At 38.7% G+C, this 18,167-nt stretch carries 16 protein-coding genes; 9 read left to right on the top strand and 7 right to left on the bottom strand.

Annotated features, from left to right (window positions below; genetic code table 11):
• Positions 1 to 204: CAP domain-containing protein (locus tag EZL74_RS10395; protein WP_240034584.1), on the top strand; the 204-nt coding region annotated here is incomplete at its 5' end.
• A 93-nt stretch (positions 205 to 297) separates the two neighbouring features.
• Here EZL74_RS10395 and fumC read toward each other — a convergent pair.
• A complete protein-coding gene (gene fumC / locus EZL74_RS10390) occupies positions 298 to 1,683 on the bottom strand; it encodes a class II fumarate hydratase (protein ID WP_131476545.1) in 1,386 nt (461 codons plus the stop codon).
• Between the two features lie 236 nt (positions 1,684 to 1,919).
• Between fumC and EZL74_RS13195 the strand changes: the two genes are divergently transcribed.
• Positions 1,920 to 2,093, top strand: coding sequence for a hypothetical protein (locus EZL74_RS13195; protein ID WP_193553759.1), 174 nt, complete (start codon positions 1,920 to 1,922; stop codon positions 2,091 to 2,093).
• Between the two features lie 55 nt (positions 2,094 to 2,148).
• On the opposite strand, the gene EZL74_RS10385 is transcribed toward EZL74_RS13195, so the two are convergent.
• Complete coding sequence (locus tag EZL74_RS10385) at positions 2,149 to 4,698, bottom strand: outer membrane beta-barrel family protein (protein WP_131476544.1); 2,550 nt, start codon at positions 4,696 to 4,698, stop codon at positions 2,149 to 2,151.
• Positions 4,699 to 4,785: 87 nt separating this feature from the next.
• Positions 4,786 to 5,127 carry an ArsC/Spx/MgsR family protein gene (locus EZL74_RS10380; protein ID WP_131476543.1) on the bottom strand — a complete coding sequence of 114 codons (342 nt, stop codon included), beginning with the start codon at positions 5,125 to 5,127 and terminating at the stop codon, positions 4,786 to 4,788.
• A gap of 70 nt (positions 5,128 to 5,197) precedes the next feature.
• Between EZL74_RS10380 and EZL74_RS10375 the strand changes: the two genes are divergently transcribed.
• Positions 5,198 to 6,148, top strand: coding sequence for a CPBP family intramembrane glutamic endopeptidase (locus tag EZL74_RS10375; RefSeq protein WP_131476542.1), 951 nt, complete (start codon positions 5,198 to 5,200; stop codon positions 6,146 to 6,148).
• Positions 6,141 to 7,181 (top strand): AMP-binding protein, encoded by a 1,041-nt coding sequence (locus EZL74_RS10370; RefSeq protein ID WP_131476541.1) that lies wholly within the window; start codon positions 6,141 to 6,143, stop codon positions 7,179 to 7,181. The genes EZL74_RS10375 and EZL74_RS10370 overlap by 8 nt, the downstream gene beginning before the upstream one ends.
• Positions 7,182 to 7,243: 62 nt before the next feature.
• Here the strand turns inward: EZL74_RS10370 and EZL74_RS10365 are convergent, their stop codons facing one another.
• Both EZL74_RS10365 and EZL74_RS10360 read right to left on the bottom strand, forming a co-directional pair.
• On the bottom strand, positions 7,244 to 7,669 hold the full coding sequence (locus tag EZL74_RS10365) for a DoxX family protein (protein ID WP_131476540.1): 426 nt from the start codon (positions 7,667 to 7,669) through the stop codon (positions 7,244 to 7,246).
• Between the two features lie 81 nt (positions 7,670 to 7,750).
• On the bottom strand, positions 7,751 to 9,361 hold the full coding sequence (locus EZL74_RS10360) for a M1 family metallopeptidase (protein WP_131476539.1): 1,611 nt from the start codon (positions 9,359 to 9,361) through the stop codon (positions 7,751 to 7,753).
• A gap of 446 nt (positions 9,362 to 9,807) precedes the next feature.
• Between EZL74_RS10360 and EZL74_RS10355 the strand changes: the two genes are divergently transcribed.
• A complete protein-coding gene (locus tag EZL74_RS10355) occupies positions 9,808 to 10,182 on the top strand; it encodes a GreA/GreB family elongation factor (RefSeq protein WP_131476538.1) in 375 nt (124 codons plus the stop codon).
• A gap of 60 nt (positions 10,183 to 10,242) precedes the next feature.
• Here the strand turns inward: EZL74_RS10355 and EZL74_RS10350 are convergent, their stop codons facing one another.
• On the bottom strand, positions 10,243 to 11,889 hold the full coding sequence (locus EZL74_RS10350; protein WP_131476537.1) for an RluA family pseudouridine synthase: 1,647 nt from the start codon (positions 11,887 to 11,889) through the stop codon (positions 10,243 to 10,245).
• A 6-nt stretch (positions 11,890 to 11,895) separates the two neighbouring features.
• Positions 11,896 to 13,524 carry an acyl-CoA carboxylase subunit beta gene (locus EZL74_RS10345; protein WP_131476536.1) on the bottom strand — a complete coding sequence of 543 codons (1,629 nt, stop codon included), beginning with the start codon at positions 13,522 to 13,524 and terminating at the stop codon, positions 11,896 to 11,898.
• Positions 13,525 to 13,923: 399 nt separating this feature from the next.
• Here EZL74_RS10345 and EZL74_RS10340 point away from each other — a divergent pair, with 399 nt between their 5' ends.
• The 4 genes from EZL74_RS10340 to EZL74_RS10325 all read left to right on the top strand — a co-directional run bounded on the left by EZL74_RS10340 (position 13,924) and on the right by EZL74_RS10325 (position 18,118).
• Positions 13,924 to 14,568 (top strand): DUF47 domain-containing protein, encoded by a 645-nt coding sequence (locus EZL74_RS10340; protein WP_131476535.1) that lies wholly within the window; start codon positions 13,924 to 13,926, stop codon positions 14,566 to 14,568.
• Between the two features lie 15 nt (positions 14,569 to 14,583).
• Positions 14,584 to 15,888, top strand: coding sequence for an inorganic phosphate transporter (locus tag EZL74_RS10335; RefSeq protein ID WP_131476534.1), 1,305 nt, complete (start codon positions 14,584 to 14,586; stop codon positions 15,886 to 15,888).
• Positions 15,889 to 16,013: 125 nt separating this feature from the next.
• Positions 16,014 to 17,237 carry a porin gene (locus EZL74_RS10330; protein ID WP_131476533.1) on the top strand — a complete coding sequence of 408 codons (1,224 nt, stop codon included), beginning with the start codon at positions 16,014 to 16,016 and terminating at the stop codon, positions 17,235 to 17,237.
• 113 nt (positions 17,238 to 17,350) lie between these two features.
• Positions 17,351 to 18,118, top strand: a complete 768-nt coding sequence (locus EZL74_RS10325) for a dienelactone hydrolase family protein (RefSeq protein WP_131476532.1) — start codon at positions 17,351 to 17,353, stop codon at positions 18,116 to 18,118.
• Positions 18,119 to 18,167 lie beyond the last annotated feature (49 nt).

The raw sequence follows: 18,167 nt of genomic DNA, 5'->3' as shown, positions 1-18,167 counted from the left end.
CAAGTATTAGGAGCAGAGCGAGTAGGCGAAAACGTAGCTTACAATTACAGCACTGCAGAAAGCGCTTTCAGTGCCTGGATGAACAGTCCAACCCATAAAGCCAACATTGAAGGGAATTTTACCCATTTCGGAATTTCCGTAACCACCGACCCAGCCACCGGAAGAAAATATTACACCAATATGTTTATTAAAAAATTACCTTAATAACCTAGTGTACAAAGAGAAAATAATAGTTTGATTATTGTTTTGTTTGATTTTGACAGATCTAAAAACCCGCCTCTAAAGCGGGTTTTTTAGTTATACCATGTCTTCGGGTTTGACCCAGTTATCAAAATCTTCAGCCGTTACATAGCCTAGTCGTACGGCCTCTTCTTTTAAAGTAGTTCCGTTTCGGTGGGCTGTTTGTGCAATTTCGGCGGCTTTATAGTATCCTATTTTAGTGTTCAAAGCGGTAACCAACATCAATGAATTATCTACCAATTCTTTAATGCGTTTGCGGTTGGGTTCAATTCCGGTAGCACAATGTTCGTTGAATGATTCACAAGCTTCACCAAGTAAACGTGCTGATTGTAAAAAATTAGCAGCTATCATAGGTTTGAACACATTCAGTTCGTAATGTCCCTGCATTCCACCAATGGTAATGGATACATCGTTCCCCATAACCTGCGCACAAACCATAGTCAATGCTTCACATTGCGTAGGATTAACTTTTCCCGGCATAATAGAAGAACCGGGTTCGTTTTCGGGAATGAAAATTTCTCCTATACCGGAGCGCGGACCTGAAGCCATCATTCTGATATCGTTGGCAATTTTGGTTAAAGCAACAGCCAGCTGTTTCAGCGCACCATGACTTTCGACAATAGCATCGTGAGCGGCCAGGGCTTCAAATTTGTTGGGAGCAGTTATAAAAGTGTAACCGGTAAACTGACTGATGTAGTCGGCGACCTTGGTATCGTATCCTTTGGGTGCATTCAAGCCTGTACCAACCGCAGTTCCTCCCAAAGCTAATTCGGCGAGATGCGGTAAAGTATTTTTAAGGGCTTTGAGACCATGATTCAGTTGCGCGACATAACCGGATAATTCCTGTCCGAGGGTTAATGGTGTGGCATCCATCAAATGGGTTCGGCCTATTTTTACAACGTTTTTAAAGGCTTTGGATTTTATTTCTAAAGTGTCGCGTAGTTTTTCAAGATGCGGGATAGTAGTTTCCGAGACCATTTTGTAACAGGCAATGTGCATGGCCGTGGGAAAGGTATCGTTGGAGGATTGTGATTTGTTGACATCGTCATTAGCTTTTAAAACGGGTTCGCCTTCGCCAATTTTAAAACCGGCTAAGACTTGCGCTCTGTTGGCGATAACTTCGTTAACATTCATATTGCTTTGGGTTCCGGAGCCGGTCTGCCATATTACCAATGGAAATTGATCATCTAATTTTCCGGCGAGGATTTCGTCACAGACTTGAGCAATGGCGTCTCGTTTTGTTGTGGAGAGTGCTCCTAAATCGCAATTGGTATAGGCGGCTGCTTTTTTCAGATAGGCAAATCCGTAAATGATTTCTTTGGGCATGGAGGCTGCGGCTCCTATTTTAAAATTGTTTCGGGAACGTTCGGTTTGAGCTCCCCAGTATTTATCGGCGGGAACTTTTACTTCTCCCATGGTATCTTTTTCAATTCTATATTCCATAATGAAGACTATAAGTTGTTAGTAACGTGAAGCCTAGCCCGGATGGTAACGGCATCCTTTTGGCTCGTTTTACGAGGCAAAAGATATAGTGGACAGCCGGAAAAAGCTTCTGAAAAGAATCCTTAAAATTACGGCAAAAAATGTGGATAAACTATTTAATAAAAAATGATTTTGTTTTTGGTCAGCACAATTATTAGGCTTACATTTGCTTATAATTCAAAAAAATTCCGGAAAACATGTTTGAATTTCAACAGTATTTAGGTTTCTTAGCATTCTTGACCATTTTAACCATTGGTTTTTGGTTGATGATGTTCTTGATCACGTTCATCGTTCCTTATTGGATTTTTGGTGGTGTGAAAGAATTATTGCAAGAAAGAAAAGCTAAAAGAGAAGCCGAACAAACAGCTTAGTACATACTGAGTGTTTATAAAAAAGTCCCGATTTATCGGGACTTTTTTTGTTTGCTTATCCTGGGAAATCCCCGCCGTCATCTTGTTGGTTGTTTCTTGGTTTTTTGTCTTTTTCCTTGTCGTTTTTCATTTTGTTGAAACGGTAGGTAAACGAAAGATTGATTTGACGTTGGCGCCATTGCTGTTCGCTGTAAGCATTTAAAGTGGCCAAGTTGGTTTCGGTGATTCTTTTTCGGGAATTGAAAACGTCGTTGATGTTAAGGGCAATAGTGGCTTTGTCTTTCAGAATGTCTTTGCTGAACGCTAAGTTTGCACTCAAAACACCTAAGCTTCTTCCTTGTGCATTGGTTTGCGGGGCATTGTAAGTAGCATTGGTTTGCCAATCGATTTTATAAGGTAAAGAGATTTTAGACGAAACGCGGGTAAACCAACTGGCGGCGGTATTGTCGAAGTTTTGGTAAACAGTAGCTCCGTTGTTTTCTAAGGTGTAAGAGTAGTTTCCTATGGTTTTGCTTTGGAAAAAGTTGAAATTTCCGTTGAGTTTCCACCATTTGTATGGGGTGTAATTGATGTTGAATTCAAAACCGAAACGCTCTTCCCGGGACAAATTGATTGGAGTAGACAAAATTACGGGCGTAGTAATATCAGCACCACCCACGATTTGAATTACCTGACCGTTTTCATTCAGAATATCGGCACCATCTACGACTGTTGTTACCACATAATTACCGTTAGGTCTTCTGATGAACTGGAATACATCTTTGGTGGAGTTAAAGTACATGGAAGTGGTAAAGGTTACTTTTCCCCATTTGTTCATATAGCCAATATCAAAAGCATCGGTTAGCGATGGATTCAAATCAGGATTTCCCTGAAAGATGTTTACGTTACTCGAATAATTCGAAAACGGATTGATGAAACGGGAACGTGGTCTTGAAATACGTTTGCTGTAATTTAACGAAATGGTGCTCTCTTCACTCAATTGATAAGTCAGGAAGGCACTTGGGAAAAAGTTGTGGTATCTTTTGTTATTGAAATCATTTGTAGTCAACAAGTTGATGTCGATATTAGAATCTTCATAACGCATACCCAGCAAATAAGAAAACTTATTGATTTTAGAACCAAACTGGGTATACAACGCATTGATTTTTTCTTTGTAATCGAGTTTGTTGGTGTAGTTAATATTCGGAATGTAATTGCCGTTTGTGTCTATATTTCCCACTCTGAAATCGGTCAGTAACTCATTGAAATCTCCTTTATAACCGGCTTCAAACTGACTGTTTTTACCAATTGGCAATACATAATCCGATTGGAACAGGTTTCTCTTTTGCGTCTGATAATTCAGGGTTGACTCCTGTTTGGTCGAATTGATATCTCCAAGTACGTAATCGGTAATGGTAGAGTCATCGTCGTCTAAATTGTTTGAAAAGGAGCCATCAACGGTTAGTTTGTGTCCGTCTTTTTTGAATTTTTTGGTAAAATTGAAAGCGTATTCTAAATTATTACTATACGTAAACTGGTCGTTGTATCGGTTTCTGATGTAATCGTTGTTGGTTTCGTAATTGTATAAAAAAACATTTTCCGGACTGGCTCCGTCATTTTTTCGATAATTGAACGAGTTGGTCCAGGTTAAGGATTTATCCAAGTACCAATCTAAGCCAATAGTATAATTCAGTCCTTTTCGGCTTCTTTCTCGTTTGGTTCTTTCGTTGATGGTTTTTTGAATGCTTCCGTCGGGATTTAGGTAGTCAGAATCAGTAAGTGAATTTCCGTATGATTTGCTGTCGTTATATCCAATAGTAGAAAAGAGATTGAAATTTTCGTTTTTAAAATTCAGATTGGTTACCAAACCGTAATTTCTTGGATCGCCAACTGTGGCAATGACTGTTCCGTTAACACCTTGATTTTTTCCTTTTTTCAGAACAATATTGATAATACCCCCGCCGCCTTCAGCATCATAACGCGCAGACGGATTGGTGATTACTTCAACTTTATCTAGGGCATCGGCTGAAATAGTTCTGAGAGCATCAGCAATGTTAATAGCATTTGAGGGTCTGCCGTCGATGAGAATTTTGACATTATCATTTCCACGAAGCGCCACGTTTCCATCGGCATCAACGGTTACAGAAGGAACATTGTCGAGCACGTCACTGGCGGTTCCACCTTTTACGATCATGTCTTGTCCAACGTTGTATACTTTCTTATCCAGTTTGATTTCTACCGTAGTTTTTTCGGCACGTACCACTACCTCGTTAAGTTGGGTGGCATCTTCTTCCAAGCCGATAGTCCCCAAACTGGAAGTTTCGGTTAATTTTTTTTGGGTAAGTGTTGTGGGTTTGAAGGAGATAAATTCCAGTGTAACATCATAAACACCGGGAATGATTTCAACGGAATAATCACCATTGTTATCGGTAATACCACCAAAAATCATTTTGGGATTTTTACTGTTTTTTAAGGTGACCGTTGCGTACTCGAGTGGAAGTTTACTGGTTTTTTCAATTACTTTACCGGTAATGATGATTTTGGCTCGCTCTTGTTTTTGCTGTGAAAAGGTTAGGAATGTGCTGCACAGTAGCAATAGCGTGACAATAATTTGGAATTTTCTCATTTGAAATTTTTCTTGCTTAGAACCGCAAAAATACATTTTGGTTTAAGCTCTATTTCACAAATCTTTGTTAAATAACCTTTGTTTAAGTTAAATGAAATCGCTTAGTTTATCAAGTTCACGACCAATAATAGCTCTATCTCCGTCAATAACTATAGGTCTTTCCAACAGTATCGGGTGTTGAACAATGGCGGTTATGATTTCTTGGTCAGAAAGAGATTTACCTTTGTAATGCTCTATCCAAATGGCTTCTTTTTGCCGAACAATGTCTATGGGATTGAGATTTAGTTTTTTAAGCAAGGTTTCTATTTCAACTGCGATTAACGGCTGGGTCAGGTAGTTGATGATTTCATATTCTTTTTGAGAATTGTCAAGAAAAGCCAGGCAGTTTCTTGATTTTCCGCATCTTGGGTTGTGAAGGACTTGTATCATCTTTTTTTTTCTGCAAAGTAATTGATATTAGTAGAAAAAAGTTAATTTAGGCAGGATAAAATTCACACGTATGTTCATAGAAAACGGGTTCCTCCCTCAGAATAAATTTTGGAAATACATTGTTGGTTCTTTACTGATTATTTTGGCCTCTACCATTGGTCAGATTCCGTTGTTGATAGCGGTTACCTTAAAATCATTTTCATCCGGTAAACCCTATCCAACGACCGATAGTGAACTAATGTCGTTTTTGCCATCCAATATGACTTTGTTTTTAATATTGCTCTCTTTTGTTTTTGCCTTTGGAGCCATCATTTTGGTTGTTCGGTATTTTCATAAACAATCTTTTTTGTCGGTTACCACAACCCGGAAAAGAGTTGATTGGGGGAGAATATTTTTTTCTTTTTCGGTATGGACAGTCTTTACAGTTGGGTCAACTTTATTGATGTATTACAGCAGTCCGGAGGATTATGTATATAATTTTAAGCCTGTTCCTTTTCTGATTTTGGCTGTAATTGCCATACTTATGATTCCTATTCAGACCAGTACCGAAGAATATGTTTTCAGGGGCTATCTGATGCAGGGATTTGCGCTATTAGCAAAAAACAGATGGTTTCCGTTGGTGATGACTTCCGTAATTTTTGGAGGCATGCATGTATTCAATCCTGAGGTGAGCAAAATGGGGTATATTATTTTAATTTATTACATCGGAACCGGCTTTTTTCTGGGTATTATTACACTCATGGACGAAGGAATGGAACTTGCACTGGGTTTTCATGCGGCCAATAATTTAGTAGGCGCTTTGTTGATTACTTCTGATTGGACAGCTTTTCAGACGAATTCAATTTTTAAAGACAATTCCACGCCATCCGTTGGTTTTGAAATATTGACACCGGTTCTCATTGTCTTCCCTGTGTTGTTATTTATTTTCAGTAAAAAGTACCATTGGTCTGATTGGAGAGAAAAGTTGACGGGCAATATTACCATTACAAAGCCAATTCAAAATACCGAAAGCAATGAATAGTCCAACTTATGAAAATGTGCACAATCAGTTCAAATGGAACGGATTTCATCTCAATAGAGAGGATTTATGCCGCGTGGCGTACAGTTTTATCAAAGAAGGAGAAGAGTATGAAAAACCTGTAGGCGATTTTCTACTGGATTGGTTTGACAGCAGCGATTATATAAAAATGCAAACTTCGGGAACTACCGGTAAGCCAAAGATCATCAATGTTAGTAAGCAGGCTATGGTACATTCGGCTATAGCTACAGGAGATTTTTTTGGATTACAACCCGGAAACAAAGCCCTGCATTGTTTACCCGTTAAATACGTAGCCGGAAAGATGATGTTGGTTCGCGCCATGATTTTAGGTTTGGATGTTGAATTCACGGCTCCCAGTTCTCATCCGTTACGTCATAATGAAAACGAATATGATTTTGTGGCTATGGTTCCACTACAGGCTCAAAACTCGATAGAAGAACTGTCAAGAGTAAAAAAGCTCATTATTGGAGGTGCTGCCATCAATAAAACCTTGGAAAAACAGTTGCTGAAATTAAAAACTGACGTATATGAAACTTATGGTATGACTGAAACCATTACGCATATTGCCGCTCGAAAACTTGGGGAGAAAGCCTTCACCGTTTTGCCGAATGTTACGATTTCTTATGACAAGCGAAATTGTTTGGTCATTCACGCGCCCCGAATTTCAGATGATGTGATCGTGACCAATGACATCGTTGAATTAGTAAGCGAAAATCAGTTTGTGTTTTTAGGAAGGATAGACAACGTAATCAACAGCGGTGGCATCAAGCTTATTCCGGAACAAATAGAAAAGAAATTGTCAAACAAAATCCATCAGCGATTTTTCATCACTTCAAAGCCGGATCACGAATTGGGAGAAAAGGTGATTTTAGTAGTAGAAGGAACCAAGCAGGATTTTGATGAGTCACTTTACAACGAATTGGATAAGTATGAAAAGCCCAAAGAAGTTGTTTTTATTCCCAAATTTAAAGACACTGCCACGGGTAAGATTATGAGAAAAGAAAGTCTGCTATAATTAAAAGGCGCTGAAAGAATTAACTCTCAGCGCTTTTTTGTTGTGTTTGTTAAAGTGATGTGTTATTTTTCCATTTTAAAATAATAATCAGCCGAATGTTTACCGCCTCCGTAAAAGGCATAAAACAGACTGATACCCAGAACAATCAAAGCCAAAACCAAGTTACCCACATTCATGTTTCCGAAGAAATTGATGAGTACGGCACCAACTAAAACCGGTAATTGTGCTATGATGGCCCATCGGGTAAGCAATCCGAAAATAATCATGATACCACCAACAATATGAGCCGCGGCGATGTAATGAAAGGCGAGCATGCCCCCCATAAAATTACTCACGGGCGCAATTAAATCTTCAAAATCCTGATTGTTAGTAATGAAGTGAGCACCTTTGTAAATAAAGAAAACGCCCAAGGCAATTCGGAGTGCATCCAACCAATAATTTGTGTGAGCATTTGCCCATTTGTTCAAACCTTTTACTGAAGTATCCATAATAACAAAGTTTAAAATTTACTCTAAGTTACTATAAATTAATTATATATGGTTTGTTTTTGATGAAAAATTAAGAACCTTTTAATTTACATTAATAAAAAAATCATTAGTCATAACTTCTACTTCGGAGAGTTTCTTTACCCTGTATTTTGAAGTTTGCCAATTGGTGGTTGGTTGTATTCTGATTTTTTTACCGTCAATTTTAATGTCAACCGGCATATCGAAATCAGTTACCATGGCAATCCACTGATATTCTAATCTGTTTTTGTTAAGGCGGTACTGCAATCTGGGAATGGTTCCGTAACGAAGGTATTGATTAAAAACATTGGTCAGATTCATTCCGGTTTCGGTATTGAAGAATTGAATGACTGTCTCGCCGTCAATAATTTGGTGACGGTAGGTTTCGGAAAACTTTAAGAGTATTTTCCACCATTTATCATCATCATTCACTAAATGACGAATGGTATTCAGCATCAGAGCTCCTTTTGAATACATATCGCCCGAACCTTCATGGTTTACGCCATATTTCCCAATAATAGGACCGTCGTTGTTTACTGTGGCTTTCAGTCCATTTACATAAATTTGACATGCTTCATACCCATATAGACATTCAACATAAACGGCTTCGCTGTAAGTGGTAAAACTTTCGTGTATCCACATGTCGGCTATATCTTTTGCCGTTATGCTGTTGCCAAACCATTCGTGACCGCTTTCGTGAACAATAATGTAGTCAAAATTCATGCCTATTCCAGTTTGGGATCTGTCGTGTCCGAGATAACCTTTTAAGTACATATTTCCATAAGCTATAGCACTTTGGTGTTCCATACCTAAATAAGGAGTTTCAACTAATTTATATCCATCATTGGCAAAAGGATACTCACCAAACTTGCTCTGAAAACAATCGAGCATCGGTTTAACTCCTTCAAATTGCTTGCGGGCTCTTTCTTCATTGTCGCGTAACACGTAATAGTCTAAATCAAGTCCTTTGTAGTTGTCGTGAAAATGAACAAAATCGGCAATAGTTACATTGATGTCATAATTATTAATTGGGTTTTTAACTTCCCAATCCCAACGTGTGTATCCGTTTTTTAAATCTTCAGACCCGGTTAATCTTCCGTTGGACACTGCGGTTAAGCCGTTTGGTGCGGCAATTTTTATGGTTGCACCTAAGTTGGGTTCATCACTTTGAGAATCTTTACAAGGATACCACAAACTGGCTCCGGTTCCCTGACAGGCTACACCTATCCAAGGCTTTTTCTGTGCATCGGAAGTAAAGACAAAACCTCCGTCCCAAGGAGCACGTTTTGCAATTATCGGTTTGCCTGAATAGTAAAACCGTATACTTTCCTGTGTGTTTGCCGTTAAAGGAGCAGTAAAATCGAGAAATACGGCATTAAATTCTCTTTGGTAGCTTATTTTTTTCGAATTGAGAACAATCGAATCAACCTGCATGTTTTTAAATAAATCAAGCTGTATTTTAGAAGTAGATTTCAGTACCTGAAACGTGATGTCATTATAACCTGAAATCGATTTATCATCCGGATTGATCTTGATGTTCAGGTCGTAACGCAATACATCATAGCACGTTCGTTCCGGACGTAATCCTCCTTGTAACGAATCTTTTCGTGTGAATTGAGCCTCTATTTGCTGAATTCCCAACAACATGAGAAGTACTAAAAAACAATTTTTCATAAGCATGGTTTTCAAAACTTAAATATAGGTCTTCGATTTTAAAAATAGGCACATGATTTCAATATTATCATAACTGTTTTTTTGATGGTAGCACTATTTTTATTGTCAGTAAAGAATAACGAATTGTTAAATGCCTTCTTTATCATTTGAAATAGTTTTAAGTTTGAAATTATTTCCTCAGAGATGAATCATACAATCGTTTTAAACATTCTTTGCGTTCAAAGTTCAATTACTTTGAATTATCTGCTTGATGATTCTTTTTTAAAAAGCTCTAAAGACTTCATCAAGTAGTCCCTGTCAGGCCCATGGCAGGGGAGTTTCGTTTTAATTACACGTAAAATATCAACAATTGTTTGTCTTTTTGGTGCTTTTGTGCCGAATTCACTAATGGGTTCGGTTGGGCATTTATGGAGCGCTGAACCTGACATTCGCTAAAAATAAATAAAATGAATCAAGATATTGTATTAACAACAGGAATTTATGATTTAATCAAAGATTTACTAAGACGTAAAAAAGTAACTCAATTTGTAGAAAATCAATTGGTCGTTCAATTAAAACGCGCAAAACAAGTAAGACGCAAAGAATTACCGCTTGATGTGGTTACTATAGATAGCAGAGTGACTATCAAAGACCTAGAATCAAACGAGTTGTACACTTATACTTTTGTTGCACCGGCAAAAGCTAAAAGAAGAAACAACACCGAATCTATTGTAGGTGAAATTGGGTTGGCTTTGGTAGGAAATAAAACCGGAGATCAAATAAAATGGGATTTCGGTGAAGGCGAAAAAGTCTTTATAATCAGTAAAGTGGAAAGAATTTAAAAGGGGTTATTATTTTACACTATAAACAAAGTGAGTTACCATACAAAGGACTCACTTTGTTTAAAACTCAGCATCTTTTACAATAGTTATTTTTTCCTTGCTTACAGGATGTTCAAAAGTCAAACGCTCTGCGTGCAAATGCAATCGATGAGCTTTGGTTCCGTACAAATCATCTCCAACTATCGGAGTGTTTAAACCGAATTTATGTGCGGCGTGTACCCGAAGTTGGTGTGTTCTGCCGGTAATTGGGTAAAAGTAAACTAAGGTTTGGTTTGCTCTTCGTTCAATGACTTCCCATCGGGTTTGTGCCGGTTTGCCGTATTCAAAACAAACAATTTGGTTTGGACGGTTGTCTAAGTCTACCCGTAAAGGTAAATCAATGATGCCTTCATCATTGGTGAGAATCCCATCCAACAAAGCTACATAGCGCTTTTGAATTTGTCTTTTGATGAATTGGGATTGCAGCTTTTTGTAAATTTCAGAGGTTTTGGCAATGAGCAATAATCCAGAGGTAGACATGTCTAAACGATGCACCACCAAAGGTCCGGTTGCATTCGGATATTTCAATTTCATTCGAGTGTATACTGAATCGGTCACTTGTTTCCCCGGAACCGATAGGAATTCAGTAGGTTTATTGACCAATGCAAGATAATCGTCTTCAAAAACAATTTCAATTTTTTTTCCTTCGGCTGAGTTGGTTTTAAAAGGATTGTCTTCTAAAACTATATCTTGGAGCATGTGATTGAGTATAGGTTCACATTTTCCGGTACAGGCGGGGTAGAACTGTCCGTGCTTTCTAACTTCCGATTTAGGCGATTGTCCCCACCAAAACTCAGCCATAGCAATAGGTTTTAAATCGTGTTGAAAGGCATAATGCAGCAGCTTAGGAGCGGCACATTCTCCCGCACCGGCCGGTGGATTTCCGTTGAATATTTCACTTAAACTTTTCAATTCCTGATGCTTATTCAGAAAAGCGTATTCTTTGAATAACTGTTGTTGCAAGGCAGCAGATTTTTGTCTGCGCTCTTCTTTGAGTTGGTTGATTCGGGTTGTAAATGGTACTATTGCCTGCGTCGCTTCCTCAATTTTATAGTGCCAATATTGGGTCATTTTTTTGAGCAAAATTCCTTCTTCCTGACTGGCTTTGTTGAGTGCATCTTGATCAATTTCTGTCGTTGGATTTTTTCTTAATTCTGCTCTTGCTTTTTTGCCTTCTTTTATCTTTATTTTTTGTTCAAAAATCTCTTTTTCAGATTGTTGTTTTGTTTTTTGTAAATTATTTATTGAATTTAAATAATCAGGAGATTGTTCTAAATTTTCGATTTCAGCATTGAGTTGATTGATGCTGATTTCTTCTTTTTTAAAGAAGCCGTCATGCTTGAGCATATCATAAACCGTAGGTACAAAAAAGGGGAGTTGATTGCTTTCGGCTAACTTTCCGGAAAAAGCCCACAGATAGCCTAAGTCTTCTTGTTGGTTTTGTACGACCAAAACGCCAAACATTTTACCGATAATCAAACCTTGTTGCGTGTCATCTATACCGAAATTATGTTCAAAATCGGTCTGAGATTTCAGGTAATTTTGAAGTTCTTCAGCCGCAATGATACACAATGGGTGTGGTTCGTAATAAAACGGAAAAGTAAATTTTTCGGGAAGCGGAATTCCGGCAATGCTTTTTTTAAATGTTTGAAATAAGGTTTTTTGCATTTTAATTTAAACCTGTATCACTCCCAAATTAAATTTTTTCTCAATAGGAGCGTGGTTAGCAGCTTCAATTCCCATGGAGAGCCAAGTTCGGGTTTCGAGTGGGTCTATGATAGCATCAGTCCATAAGCGGGCAGCGGCGTAATACGGAGAAACCTGAGCGTCGTATTTGGCTTTTATTTTGTCAAACAGTTCCTGTTCTTTCTTCTCATCTATGATTTCCCCTTTTGCTTTTAAGGATGAAGCCTCAATTTGCGCCAATACTTTTGCCGCTTGAGTTCCACCCATTACGGCCAATTCAGCACTCGGCCAGGCAAATATTAATCTTGGGTCATAAGCTTTACCACACATGGCGTAGTTTCCGGCACCATAGCTGTTACCTATGACAACAGTGAATTTGGGGACAACCGAATTGGAAACGGCATTAACCATTTTCGCACCGTCTTTAATGATTCCTCCGTGTTCTGATTTTGAACCGACCATGAATCCGGTTACGTCTTGTAAAAAGACCAAAGGGATTTTCTTTTGATTGCAGTTGGCAATAAAGCGTGTGGCTTTGTCAGCAGAATCCGAATAAATGACTCCTCCGAACTGTATTTCGCCTTTCTTGGTTTTGGAAACCGTACGTTGGTTGGCTACTATACCAACGGCCCAACCGTCAATGCGGGCGTAGCAGGTAATGATAGATTTTCCGTAGTCGGGTTTGTACATGTCCATTTCTGAATTGTCTACCAAACGCTTGATGATTTCCATCATATCGTATTGGTCGCTTCTTGATTTGGGAAGGATTCCGTAAATATCTTTTTCATCCAAAGCCGGTTTTTGAGATGTTTCGCGGTTGAATCCGGCTTTTTCATAATCGCCTATTTTTCCGACGATACTTTTGATTCGGTCTAAAGCGTCTTGGTCATCTTTGGCTTTATAATCGGTTACTCCCGAGATTTCACAATGGGTAGTGGCTCCTCCCAAGGTTTCGTTGTCAATATTTTCGCCAATGGCTGCTTTTACCAAATAACTTCCGGCGAGGAAGATGCTTCCGGTTTTGTCTACAATCATGGCTTCGTCACTCATGATAGGCAAATAAGCCCCACCGGCCACGCAACTGCCCATGACAGCAGCGATTTGGGTAATGCCCATACTGCTCATCACGGCATTGTTTCTGAAAATTCGACCAAAATGTTCTTTATCGGGAAAAATCTCATCCTGCATTGGCAGATAAACTCCGGCTGAATCGACCAGATATATGATTGGTAAACGGTTTTCTATGGCTATTTCCTGGGCGCGCAGGTTTTTTTTACCGGTAATAGGAAACCAAGCTCCGGCTTTTACCGTAGCATCATTGGCCACTACGATGCATTGTTTCCCTTTGATGTAGCCTATCTTGACAACAACGCCTCCCGAAGGACAACCACCGTGTTCGGCATACATACCATCTCCGGCAAAGGCTCCGATTTCTATACTTTTGGCTTTGGGGTCGAGTAGGTAATCGATGCGCTCGCGGGCGGTCATTTTTCCTTCGGCGTGTAATTTTTCGATTCTTTTTTGGCCTCCGCCCAGTTTTACTTTGGCAAAATGTTGCTTTAAGTCGCTTACCAGTAGTTTGTTGTGGTCTTCGTTTTTATTGAAGTTGATGTCCATGGGATATAATCAGTTGTGTTATTTTGTTATTTAAAAACAAACTAGAGTTTGTTTACCTGACTGCCACCGGCAGTCCTCCTCTTAATGTCAAATGTTTTGGATTGTGCGCTAAAGTACAAAAACGTTTTCAGAATTTGAAATTAATGCAGCATGGGCAAAGGAAGAGCGGAGGTGTATGATTTTCCTGAAAACTGCTGCACGTCATTTTAGCCCCGATTGCAGCAGGCTACCGTGTAGCGCGGAAAGCGGGAGGATGAGCCCTGAATTGTGATGTGTTGCGCTTCTGAAATGGCCAAAGGAATGTTAAGAAATTGTAAACACAAACAGTTAATGTGTTGCATAAGTTAATATTGAGTTAACATAAGTTAAATACCTTTGCAGCATCAAAAAATAAACAAAATGTCTTTAAACAGTATTTTTCAATTTTTAGTTCCGAAGGATAAAAAGTTCTTTCCTTTATTTGAACAAGCGTCATCAAATTTAATTCTTTTAGCCGAAACATTGCACGAGGCGGTTAATGCTCCAAAATCGGAGCGTGAAGAATATTACCGAAAAGTGGAAGAATTGGAAGCTACCATTGAGGAAATCACACACAAAACACACTTAGAGTTGAGCCGTAACTTTATTACGCCGTTTGACAGAGAGGACATTCACTCGTTGATTAAAGCGATTGATAATGTGGCCGATAACATGCATGGTGCTGCCAGTAGAATGCGCTTGTATCAGATTGAAAAAATCACCAAATCGATTCGTAAACTGACTGAAATCAACTTAGAAGCCTGTCAGTTGATTGGTATTGGAATTAAAGAATTGAAAGATTTAAAAAATCCGAAAGCGATAAAAGATACTTGCAAAAAAATCAACAAATTGGAGAGTAAAGCGGATTCAGTTTTTGACAAAGCGGTGGCTGATATTTTTGAAAATGAGATGGATGCCAAGAACATCATCAAATACAAAGAAGTACTTTCTGCTTTGGAAATGGCTTCTGACAAATGTAAAAGTGTGGCCAATGTAATGGAGCAAATTTCTGTTAAACACTCATAAATCAATTAGGAAATTATGACCTTACTAATTGTAATTATAGTGTTGGCCCTGATATTTGACTATATCAACGGTTTTCATGATGCGGCCAATTCGATTGCTACTATTGTTGCTACGAAAGTACTGACTCCTTTTCAGGCGGTTCTTTGGGCGGCTTTCTTCAATTTTATGGCTTATTGGGTTTTTGGTTTTGGGGTAGCCGATACGGTAGCTAAAACTGCTCATACAGCCAGTATTGACTTGGTGGTAATTTTGGCGGGAATAATAGCGGCTATTATTTGGAACTTATTCACTTGGTGGAAAGGAATTCCATCTTCATCTTCACATACACTTATTGGAGGGTTTGCCGGAGCAGCTATTGCGCACGGACTTTCATCGGTTACGGATCCGGAGCATGCCGGTTTCAAAATCGTGAACTGGTTCAAGGCAGCCAAAGAAGGTGAACTATTACCCTCAGGAGTTTTGATTGTAATCCTGTTTATTGCTTTTGCTCCTTTATTGGGAATGTTAATTTCTTATTTTATTTCCCTTTGGCTGATTTATTCCTCCAAGAAGAATAAATGGCCTAAAATGTTGACCGTGGTTTTAATGATTTTGGTCGGTTGGTTCTTTTTGATGGTTCTGAAGTTTGATGCTTCACCCGAAAAAGCTGTATTTCATAACAAATTTTGGTATTTTATCAGTGAACCGGCTAATATTAAATGGTTATTGGTAGCTGTTATCTTTTACTCCCTGGCTATTTTTAATTTAGTGTTTAGTTCTTTTTCTACGGCAAAAGCTGAGAGAGTCTTGAAACGAATGCAATTATTATCTTCAGCTGCTTTTAGTTTGGGACATGGTGGAAACGATTCACAAAAAGTAATGGGTATTATTGCCGCCGCTGTAACGGTGTATGTTAAGTCTCATCCAAATGCTGAATTATCTATAGGAGGTCTTTTGGATTTACACATTGACATAGAAAAAGGTACAATGCCAGGCTGGATTCCGCTCACTTGTTACACCGTTATTGGTTTGGGAACTTTGAGTGGTGGTTGGAAAATCGTAAAAACTATGGGATCCAAGATTACTAAAGTAACTGCTTTCGAAGGAGTAGTAGCCGAATCGGCAGGTGCTTTGACCTTATTTACTACAGAGCATTTTAAAATTCCGGTATCTACCACTCATACTATCACCGGTTCAATTATCGGAGTAGGAGTGACCAAAAGAGTTTCCGCTGTTCGTTGGGGTGTTACCGTTAAACTTTTATGGGCTTGGATATTAACTATTCCTGTATCAGCGGTATTAGCGGCATTGACTTACTATTTCCTTAAACTGTTTTTATAAAATTACTATACCCGAAAAGCCAACAGTTATTGTTGGCTTTTTTTATAAGCTAACGTTATTTGTTAACAAATCATTTATTAATCATTACTAAACCGTTAAATCACAACAACACAACCACTACAACAATGAAAAAAACACTGCTATTACTGTTACTGCTTTCCGCAGTAACTATTTACCCTCAAATATCCATTGAGCAAACCAAACACGATAACGATGTTAAGCTATCAGCTCTGCCTTACTATAGTTACGGAAAAGGAATTGGTATGACATCGCCGGATAGTTTGTTTCAATTGAACATCCGTTTTCGCATGCAAAACAGGGTTACTTACATCAAAAGTGAAGACGAAACCGGAGCCTATGATGGACAAATCAGACGTTTACGTCTGCGTTTCGACGGATATGTGGGAAATCCTAAATTTTTATATGCAATCCAACTGTCTTTTGCCCCGGGCGATGTAGGTGAAGTGAAAGAAGGTGAGAACATCAATATCATTCGGGATGCGGTGCTGTTTTACCGTCCCAATAAGCATTGGAACATCAGTTTCGGCCAAACCAAATTACCCGGAAACCGTCAGCGTGTGAATTCTTCGGGCGGATTGCAGCTGACCGACAGAACGATTAATAATGCCAAATTTACAATTGACAGGGATTTTGGTTTTCAGGTGCACCAAATGAATGAATACAAAGATCAATTCTCCTATAATTTTAAAGCAGCCCTATCTACCGGAGAAGGACGCAACGTAACCGGAAAGTCAGATGATGGCGTAGCCGTAACCGGAAAAGTAGAACTATTGCCTTTTGGTGCTTTTACCAAAGACGGTACTTATTTTGAAGGCGATATACAGCGGGAAAAGAAGCCTAAACTGATGCTGTCAGGAGCCTTTCAGCAAAACAATCGCGCCCGAAGAACAGGTGGTCAGTTGGGCGATGACTTGTTTGTCCCTAAAACGATGAAATCTGTCCTGTTGGATGCTATGTTTAAGTACAACGGTTGGGCGGCAATGATGAGTTACATGTCGAGAACTACTACCGAGAATGCTATTGCTGTTAATCCTTTAGATGCTACTCAAAGCAATTATGTTTTTGTAGGGAATGGTTTTGATTACCAGTTGAGTTATAACTTGCGTTCTAATTATGAACTTATCGGCAGGTATTCTATTCAAAAAACAGGAAAAGACATCAGAGCATTGGCGCCTAATACTAAAGAATATAGTTTTGGAGTTACCAAATACATTTGGGAACATACTTTCAAAATGCAAACTGAATTAACTTTTGATGAATTAGATTATTTCAACGGTACTTCAAAGAAAAACTGGTACTGGCGCTTTCAGGTTGAAATCGGAATATAATTCATTCTGCAGAACACAAACTTATAAGCGACTTTCGAGTCGCTTTTTTGTTTTAAATTAACAATTGTTTCAGGGAATAGTTCTTAAATTTATGTCTTTAAAAAATATATCATATGAAAGTAAAAGTAGCAATGCTCGTTCTTATGTTTCAAAGTTGTTTGCTTGGTTTTTCCCAATCCAAAGTAATAGAATACAATGATGGTAATCAGGTATTAAGCGGTATCAGTGTAAAACCTTCCAAAGCCCTTGCCAACAAAGCCGGTGTGCTTATTCTTCCAGCCTGGATGGGGATTGATGATCATGCCAAAGACACTGCCAACCGATTAGCTGCTATGGGATACACAACTTTTGTTGCCGATATTTACGGAGCGGATAAACGCCCGAAAAATTACAGTGAAGCCGGAGAAAAAGCCGGATATTTCAAAAAAAATATCAGAGAGTACCAAACCCGAATTAAGTTAGCCTTAGATCAATTGGTTAAACAAGGAGTCAATCCGGACAAAATTGTAGTTCTGGGATACTGCTTCGGAGGAACTGGTGCTATTGAAGCGGCAAGAACCAACATGAAAGTGAATGGGGTAGTTTCTTTTCACGGTGGTTTAGGGAGGGATGTAAATCGGGACATTGTTAAAATTATTCCCAAAGTACTGGTGCTTCACGGTGCTGATGATCCTTATGAATCAAAAGAAGAAATCAGTGCTTTTCAGGAAGAAATGCGAAGAGCTGAAGCCGATTGGCAAATGGTGTATTACGCCAAAGCCGTACATTCCTTTACCGATAAAAGTGCCGGAACTGATAATTCAAAAGGAGCAGCTTACAATGAACTGGCTGATAAACGTTCGTGGCAGGCCATGTTAGCCTTTTTAAAAGAAGTATTATAATATCTCATAATTTAGTAAATGTAAAAGCCCGAAATAAGTAATTATTTCG

The sequence above is a fragment of the Flavobacterium silvisoli genome, assembly GCF_004329815.1.
Taxonomy (GTDB): Bacteria; Bacteroidota; Bacteroidia; order Flavobacteriales; family Flavobacteriaceae; genus Flavobacterium; species Flavobacterium silvisoli.
Note: the sequence above shows the minus strand (reverse complement) of the source record. Positions and strands in the feature narration are given on the sequence as shown.

Coding starts and splice junctions, on each gene's coding strand:
- EZL74_RS10350 (WP_131476537.1), bottom strand. CDS start 11,889: ATGCAAAAAACCTTATTTCAAACATTTAAAAAAAGCATTGCCGGAATT.
- fumC (WP_131476545.1), bottom strand. CDS start 1,683: ATGGAATATAGAATTGAAAAAGATACCATGGGAGAAGTAAAAGTTCCC.
- EZL74_RS10325 (WP_131476532.1), top strand. CDS start 17,351: ATGAAAGTAAAAGTAGCAATGCTCGTTCTTATGTTTCAAAGTTGTTTG.
- EZL74_RS10335 (WP_131476534.1), top strand. CDS start 14,584: ATGACCTTACTAATTGTAATTATAGTGTTGGCCCTGATATTTGACTAT.
- EZL74_RS10375 (WP_131476542.1), top strand. CDS start 5,198: ATGTTCATAGAAAACGGGTTCCTCCCTCAGAATAAATTTTGGAAATAC.
- EZL74_RS10345 (WP_131476536.1), bottom strand. CDS start 13,524: ATGGACATCAACTTCAATAAAAACGAAGACCACAACAAACTACTGGTA.
- EZL74_RS10380 (WP_131476543.1), bottom strand. CDS start 5,127: ATGATACAAGTCCTTCACAACCCAAGATGCGGAAAATCAAGAAACTGC.
- EZL74_RS10385 (WP_131476544.1), bottom strand. CDS start 4,698: ATGAGAAAATTCCAAATTATTGTCACGCTATTGCTACTGTGCAGCACA.
- EZL74_RS10355 (WP_131476538.1), top strand. CDS start 9,808: ATGAATCAAGATATTGTATTAACAACAGGAATTTATGATTTAATCAAA.
- EZL74_RS10340 (WP_131476535.1), top strand. CDS start 13,924: ATGTCTTTAAACAGTATTTTTCAATTTTTAGTTCCGAAGGATAAAAAG.
- EZL74_RS13195 (WP_193553759.1), top strand. CDS start 1,920: ATGTTTGAATTTCAACAGTATTTAGGTTTCTTAGCATTCTTGACCATT.
- EZL74_RS10360 (WP_131476539.1), bottom strand. CDS start 9,361: ATGAAAAATTGTTTTTTAGTACTTCTCATGTTGTTGGGAATTCAGCAA.
- EZL74_RS10330 (WP_131476533.1), top strand. CDS start 16,014: ATGAAAAAAACACTGCTATTACTGTTACTGCTTTCCGCAGTAACTATT.
- EZL74_RS10370 (WP_131476541.1), top strand. CDS start 6,141: ATGAATAGTCCAACTTATGAAAATGTGCACAATCAGTTCAAATGGAAC.
- EZL74_RS10365 (WP_131476540.1), bottom strand. CDS start 7,669: ATGGATACTTCAGTAAAAGGTTTGAACAAATGGGCAAATGCTCACACA.